A 6,593-nucleotide genomic window follows, 5' to 3' on the forward strand; every position below is an offset into this window, starting at 1 on the left:
CAGCTGTCACCGGTAGAGTTTGAAAAGCGTTACGCAGCGAGCCTGGAGAGTGTCTAGGAAACCCGGGGCGATTCAGTGCATAACCGCTATGAGGGTGGCGGGACCGCTTGCAAGCCCTTCAAGAGCAACTCACCCTACGGCGTCTCACACTTATCCGAGTCAACCCATAAGGAAGAACGCAATGTTCACGAGGAGCCTATTGCTGAGTTTTTGCGCTGTGTTACTGGTTGGCTGCACGGGAAGGGGATTTCAACCGCCGGCTCCTGATTACACAAAATGGTACAAGGAGGGCGTATCGCAGACCGGGATCATTGCTGCGATGCGTGCGTGCGGATATACCAATGTTGATGGCGCGGGAGACAGGTCGCCAATCGATGTGAGGTTACTGAACTTCTATTGCATGAAAGACGCAGGCTACAAACGCAAAGATAACTTGGACATGTGCAAGCTCGGTCGTATTGGCGAATCGCCGGTGTGCGACGGCCGCCGTTAATCCATCACCAAAAGGACACAGGGAATGAACAATCTACGCAACGGACTGTATGGCACAGCATTGGTGTTGGCTGCAGTGTGCCAAGACCATGACCTTTGTGCCTCGGCCTGGCGTGGACTACATGGTGCAGGCCACCATGTCGGCGGACTGTTCGTTCCAGCTGGATGAATTGGAGGCGGGCGGCAAGCAGTGGGCGATGGTCCAACCGCAGCCAGCAGGGAAGGTGTCGATGTGCAACGCGATTGATAACTTCTAGCCGGAAATCTGCGCGGGTTGAATGCTGCGCGTAAAGTTCTTCAAAACACACGCCAACACCATAGGGGGAGATGGGCAAACAGTTATTGCTGACATCTGCGCTGCTAAGCGCTCTCGATACCATGCCGGCATTCCTTGTCCGGGACATGGTATCGATGTAGCTCTCTCACATACGTACGATGGGCGCCATTAAAAACGCCATTGATGACGTAGTAAAGATCACTATCAATTCTTATTTTTTACAATAAAATCAGATAGTTGAAAACAAACCTCACTCCCACTCAATCGTTGCCGGCGGCTTGCTCGACACGTCATAAGTTACGCGGGAGATGCCTTCGATTTCGTTGATGATCCGGCCGCTGACGGTTTCCAGCAGTTCGTAAGGCAGATGAGCCCAACGCGCGGTCATGAAGTCGATGGTTTCTACGGCACGCAGGGCAACTACCCAGGCGTAACGACGGCCATCGCCTACAACACCAACCGATTTAACCGGCTGGAACACTACAAATGCCTGGCTCACTTTGTGGTACCAGTCAGCCTTGCGCAGCTCTTCGATAAAGATGTGGTCAGCACGACGCAGGATGTCGGCGTATTCCTTTTTCACTTCACCCAGGATGCGCACGCCCAGACCCGGGCCCGGGAACGGGTGACGGTAGACCATGTCGTACGGCAGGCCCAGTTCCAGACCCAGACGACGGACTTCGTCCTTGAACAGCTCACGCAGCGGTTCAACCAGCTTGAGGTTCATTTCGTCCGGCAGGCCGCCCACGTTGTGGTGCGACTTGATGACGTGAGCCTTGCCGCTCTTGGCGCCAGCCGACTCGATCACGTCCGGGTAGATGGTGCCCTGGGCCAGGTACTTGATGTTTTCCAGCTTGCAGGATTCGGCATCGAACACGTCGATAAAGGTACGGCCGATGATCTTGCGCTTTTTCTCCGGGTCGCTTTCGCCAGCCAGGTTGTTCAGGAACTGGTCGGCAGCGTTGGCGCGGATCACCTTGACGCCCATGTTCTCGGCGAACATGGCCATCACTTGCTCACCTTCGTGCAGGCGCAGCAGGCCGTTGTCCACGAATACGCAGGTCAACTGGTCGCCGATGGCCTTGTGCAGCAAAGCTGCTACTACCGAGGAGTCAACGCCGCCGGACAAGCCCAGCAATACGTTGTCGGTACCAACCTGGGCACGGATGTTGGCAATCGCGTCTTCGGCGATTTTCGACGGCGTCCACAGGGCTTCGCAGCCGCAGATGTCGAGGATAAAGCGCGACAGGATGCGGCCACCCTGTTTGGTGTGGGTCACTTCCGGATGGAACTGCACGCCGTAGTAGCCGCGCTCGTCGCTGAACATGCCGGCAATCGGGCAGCTTGGAGTGCTGGCCAGAATGTGGAAGTCGGACGGCATTTTGGTGACCTTGTCACCGTGGCTCATCCACACGTCCAGACCGAACAGGCCGTCGGCATCGATATGGTCTTCGATGCCGTCCAGCAGGCGGCTTTTGCCAACCACGTCGACGCGGGCATAACCGAACTCGCGCAGCTCGGAACCTTCAACCTTGCCGCCCAGTTGCTCGGCCATGGTCTGCATGCCGTAGCAGATACCGAAAACCGGTACGCCCAGGTCAAATACAGCTTGTGGGGCGCGCGGGCTGCCGGCTTCGTGTACCGACTCCGGGCCACCGGCCAGGATGATGCCTTTAGGGGCGAATTCGCGGATCGCTGCGTCGTCCATGTCGAACGGGTGCAGTTCGCAGTAAACGCCGATTTCGCGCACGCGGCGGGCGATCAGCTGGGTGTACTGGGAACCGAAGTCCAGGATCAGGATGCGGTGAGCGTGAATGTCGAGGGCCATGACAAAATCTCGATTAATTTCAGAAACGACACGGGGCTGAATCAAACAGCCCCGGTGACTTAATTCGTATCGCACCCGGGTGTGAACCCGGGTGCGACCACTATCAACCTACGCGATAGTTGGGTGCTTCCTTGGTGATCTGCACGTCGTGGACGTGGGATTCAGCCATGCCAGCGCCGGTGATACGCACGAACTCGGGCTTGGTACGCATTTGTTCGATGTCGGCACAGCCGGTGTAACCCATCGAAGAACGCAGACCGCCCATCAGTTGGTGAATAATCGCCGTCAGCGAGCCTTTGTACGCCACGCGACCTTCAATACCTTCCGGCACCAGCTTCTCGGCACCCGCGGAGGAGTCCTGGAAGTAACGGTCAGAGGAGCCCTGGGATTGCGACATCGCACCCAGCGAACCCATGCCGCGGTAAGCCTTGTACGAACGGCCCTGGTACAGCTCGATTTCGCCCGGTGCTTCTTCAGTACCGGCAAACATCGAACCCATCATCACGCAGGAAGCACCGGCAACGATGGCCTTGGACAGGTCACCCGAAAAACGGATGCCGCCGTCGGCGATCAGAGGTACGCCAGTGCCTTCAAGGGCAGCGGCCACATTGGCAATCGCGCTGATTTGCGGAACGCCAACACCGGCAACGATACGGGTGGTGCAGATCGAGCCCGGGCCGATACCGACTTTAACTGCGTCAGCGCCGGCTTCAGCCAGGGCCAGGGCAGCAGCGCCAGTGGCGATGTTGCCGCCAATGACCTGAACTTCAGGGAAGTTCTGCTTGACCCAGCGAACGCGGTCGATCACGCCTTTGGAGTGACCATGAGCGGTGTCGACTACCACCACGTCAACGCCGGCAGCCACGAGGGCGGCCACGCGATCAGCGGTGTCCTTGCCGGTACCGACCGCAGCGCCTACGCGCAGACGACCCTGGTCGTCCTTGCTGGCCAACGGGTAAGCCTTGGCTTTTTCGATGTCGTTAACGGTCATCATGCCCTTGAGGGCAAAGTTGTCGTCGACGATCAGCACGCGCTCGATACGGTGCTTGTGCAACAGCTCGCGGGCTTCTTCCTTGTCGGCGCCTTCCTTGACCGTAACCAGACGCTCTTTAGGCGTCATCACGTCACGAACGGTAGCTTCCAGACGGTTTTCAAAGCGTACGTCACGGGATGTCACGATGCCGACCAGGTCGCCATTGTGCAGTACCGGAACGCCGGAGATATTGTGCTGGCGGGTCAGCTCAAGCAGCTCACGTACCGTGGCATCAGCCTCGATAGTGATCGGCTCTTTAACCACGCCGGCTTCGAAACGCTTGACCTTGCGAACTTCGTGAGCTTGCTGCTCGATGGTCATGTTCTTGTGGATGATACCGATACCGCCTTCCTGAGCCATGGCGATTGCCAGACGGGCTTCAGTTACGGTGTCCATTGCAGCGGAAACCAGCGGAATATTCAGTTCAATGCCACGGGTCAAACGAGTCTTTAAATTGACTTCGTTCGGGAGAACCTCGGAATAACCGGGGACGAGAAGGATGTCATCGAATGTGAGTGCTTCTTGGCTGATACGCAGCATCGCTGGGGCTCCCGAGCGGGAAAATGGAAGCGCGCCATTGTACTCAAAACCCCTGGATCTCTCAACGGAAACCTTTAGAGAGTTTTGCGCTAAGGGCCAATGATTAGCTGACTTTGAAGGCAGAAATTGAACCGTAGCAGCTGCCGAAGGCTGCGTCCGGCGGTGTAGCCGTCGTAAATCCATAGCACGCGTTTTTTCAGCTGAACCGCGTGCCCCGGACTTACGATCGCTTCGCAATCGAACGCAGCCTCGTTCCTTCGGCAGCTGCTACGGAATTTTCACCTCAGAGTTCGACTTTCACCCACGCCACCGGCTGGTCGAGCCAGTCGGCGAACTCGTCGAGAAAGCTTTGCTTGAATCCAGCCTCGGCCCAGTTATTGAAAATAAACCCAAGGTTGGAAAACGCACACGGCTGTAAAAACAGAAAACCGTTGATGTCGTCTTCGTGGGCGCACAGCGGACAGATGAAGTTGTCGGTACGCCCCGGCATCCAGTCTTCGAGGCTTTCAAACAGTGCCTCGCCCACTTCCTTGCGGCACTCGGCGCAACCGGCTTCTTCAAGAAAACCTTTGGCCGGTGTGTAGATGCAGCGCTTGGTGATGATCTCCAGGCCATTGACCGGCTGCCCGAAAGGCAGCGCCTCGGGGTACAGCACCACTTCACGGGCACCGGGGGCGATGGCGTAGGCCATGCCATTGCCAGTACGGCCGCAGGTGGTGAGCTCTTCTTCGATGATGTTCTTGCGCACCAGCCAGCGCACGATGGCCAGGGCACGCGGCTCATGCACCGGCAAGGTGGAGATTTTTGGAACGATGATGCTTTGCGAGTTCATGGGGTACGGCACATATGGATAAGAGCGACTACAGGGTTCAGCCACGCAGTTTAACTCAGGTAACGCGCAATCAGCGCAATGCCGCTGGCCAGCACCAGCCACGTTACCAGCCGCACAAACGCCTCGCGGGACAATTTGCGCGTCAGCCGGCGGCCAACCCACAGTCCCATTGCCATCGCCGGCAACAGGCAGGCGCCAAGCAACAACAGCTCGCCATCGGCATACACACCGGCAAGCACGAACAACGTAAGACGCACCACGGTGCTGCAACTGATCAACGCACTCTGGGTGGCGCGGGCAGCGTCTTTGGGCAAGCGGGCATTCAGATAAAGCGCATACAAAAAACCGCCACTGCCAAACAGCGCACCAAACAACCCGCCGGTGATACCCGTGGGGATGGCCCAACCGGCAGCGAGCCGTGCCGGCTTCACCTTCACCGCCAAACTGTACAAGGCGTAAGCGGTGATAAAAACCCCCATCAACAGCAACAACAGGTCGGATTTAAGGTTCAGCAAAAACACCACGCCCACCACACAGCCGATCGCCATGCACGGCAGCAAGCGCAGCAACTCGGATCGCACCACATCCCGGCGCGACGGCAGCCAGTTACCAAAGGCCGCCACAAAATCCAGCAGCACCAGCAGCGGGATGATTTTCGACAGCGGCAGGCACAGAATCAGGATCGGCCCGGCCACCAGCGCCGTGCCGAACCCGGCCACACCAAAGACGATATAGGCCAGGGCAATGGCCAGCTCCAGCAGCACCCACTCACCACCACTAAACGGCAAATCCATTGCTCTGCTTCCTTGTTTTTAGTGCGCAGACTTCTATCAGACAGGTGCAGTGATAACAATCCGCCCTTATGATGACCCGCATGATTAAAGACCCCTTTGCAAGACTCAATCTCGACCGGGAAGTCCTGACCGTCAGCCAGCTCAATGGCCGGGCGCGGGTGCTGCTCGAAGACGTGTTCAGCAATATCTGGGTAGAAGGCGAAATCTCCAACCTCGCCCGCCCGGCCTCTGGCCACGTATATTTCACCCTCAAGGACAGCGGCGCCCAGGTGCGTTGTGCGCTGTTTCGCAATAACGCTGCGCGGGTTCGTCAGGCGCTCAAGGATGGCCTGGCGGTCAAGGTGCGCGGCAAGGTCTCGCTGTTTGAAGGCCGTGGCGATTACCAGTTGATCCTCGACACTGTAGAACCCGCCGGCGACGGCGCACTGCGCCTGGCCTTCGATGCACTCAAGGAAAAGCTCGGCGCCGAAGGCCTGTTCAGCCCCGAACGCAAGGTCGCCCTGCCCGCTCACCCGCAGCGCATCGGTATTGTCAGCTCGCCCACCGGCGCGGTGATTCGCGACATCATCAGCGTGTTCCGCCGCCGTGCGCCACAAGTCGAACTGACCCTGATCCCCACCGCCGTTCAAGGCCGCGAAGCCACGGCGCAAATCGTCCGTGCCCTCAAGCTGGCCGATGCACGGGGCTTTGACGCACTGATCCTGGCCCGCGGCGGCGGCTCGCTGGAAGACCTGTGGTGTTTCAACGAAGAAGCCGTGGCTCGCGCCATCGATGCCTGCGTTACCCCTGTCGTCAGT

The 6,593-nt window shown here is 58.3% G+C and carries 7 protein-coding genes; 3 read left to right on the forward strand and 4 right to left on the reverse strand.

The features are described from left to right. The first annotated feature begins 181 nt into the window (after nt 1-181). Together GHO03_RS25665 and GHO03_RS23270 are read left to right on the forward strand one after the other, a co-directional pair. A complete protein-coding gene (locus GHO03_RS25665) occupies nt 182-493 on the forward strand; it encodes a hypothetical protein (protein WP_010655636.1) in 312 nt (103 codons plus the stop codon). A gap of 49 nt (nt 494-542) precedes the next feature. Further along, nucleotides 543-749, forward strand: coding sequence for a hypothetical protein (locus tag GHO03_RS23270; RefSeq protein WP_010655635.1), 207 nt, complete (start codon nt 543-545; stop codon nt 747-749). A gap of 270 nt (nt 750-1,019) precedes the next feature. Here the strand turns inward: GHO03_RS23270 and guaA are convergent, their stop codons facing one another. The 4 genes from guaA to GHO03_RS23290 form a co-directional block, all read right to left on the reverse strand. Beyond that, nucleotides 1,020-2,597 (reverse strand): glutamine-hydrolyzing GMP synthase, encoded by a 1,578-nt coding sequence (gene guaA, locus GHO03_RS23275; RefSeq protein ID WP_095001455.1) that lies wholly within the window; start codon nt 2,595-2,597, stop codon nt 1,020-1,022. 103 nt (nt 2,598-2,700) lie between these two features. After that, complete coding sequence (gene guaB, locus GHO03_RS23280; protein WP_016779630.1) at nt 2,701-4,170, reverse strand: IMP dehydrogenase; 1,470 nt, start codon at nt 4,168-4,170, stop codon at nt 2,701-2,703. Nucleotides 4,171-4,453: 283 nt separating this feature from the next. Beyond that, nucleotides 4,454-5,002, reverse strand: a complete 549-nt coding sequence (locus tag GHO03_RS23285; protein WP_133144814.1) for a sugar ABC transporter ATPase — start codon at nt 5,000-5,002, stop codon at nt 4,454-4,456. A 50-nt stretch (nt 5,003-5,052) separates the two neighbouring features. After that, complete coding sequence (locus tag GHO03_RS23290; protein ID WP_133144813.1) at nt 5,053-5,796, reverse strand: sulfite exporter TauE/SafE family protein; 744 nt, start codon at nt 5,794-5,796, stop codon at nt 5,053-5,055. An 80-nt stretch (nt 5,797-5,876) separates the two neighbouring features. Between GHO03_RS23290 and xseA the strand changes: the two genes are divergently transcribed. Next, nucleotides 5,877-6,593: exodeoxyribonuclease VII large subunit (xseA, locus tag GHO03_RS23295; RefSeq protein WP_153400604.1), on the forward strand; the 717-nt coding region annotated here is incomplete at its 3' end.

Source organism: Pseudomonas sp. FSL R10-1339 (genome assembly GCF_009600545.1).
GTDB lineage: Bacteria > Pseudomonadota > Gammaproteobacteria > Pseudomonadales > Pseudomonadaceae > Aquipseudomonas > Aquipseudomonas bubulae.

What these genes read in the sequence shown, in the direction of transcription:
- GHO03_RS25665 (WP_010655636.1), top strand. Translation starts at nt 182, where the DNA reads ATGTTCACGAGGAGCCTATTGCTGAGTTTTTGCGCTGTGTTACTGGTT.
- GHO03_RS23270 (WP_010655635.1), top strand. Translation starts at nt 543, where the DNA reads ATGGCACAGCATTGGTGTTGGCTGCAGTGTGCCAAGACCATGACCTTT.
- guaA (WP_095001455.1), bottom strand. Translation starts at nt 2,597, where the DNA reads ATGGCCCTCGACATTCACGCTCACCGCATCCTGATCCTGGACTTCGGT.
- guaB (WP_016779630.1), bottom strand. Translation starts at nt 4,170, where the DNA reads ATGCTGCGTATCAGCCAAGAAGCACTCACATTCGATGACATCCTTCTC.
- GHO03_RS23285 (WP_133144814.1), bottom strand. Translation starts at nt 5,002, where the DNA reads ATGAACTCGCAAAGCATCATCGTTCCAAAAATCTCCACCTTGCCGGTG.
- GHO03_RS23290 (WP_133144813.1), bottom strand. Translation starts at nt 5,796, where the DNA reads ATGGATTTGCCGTTTAGTGGTGGTGAGTGGGTGCTGCTGGAGCTGGCC.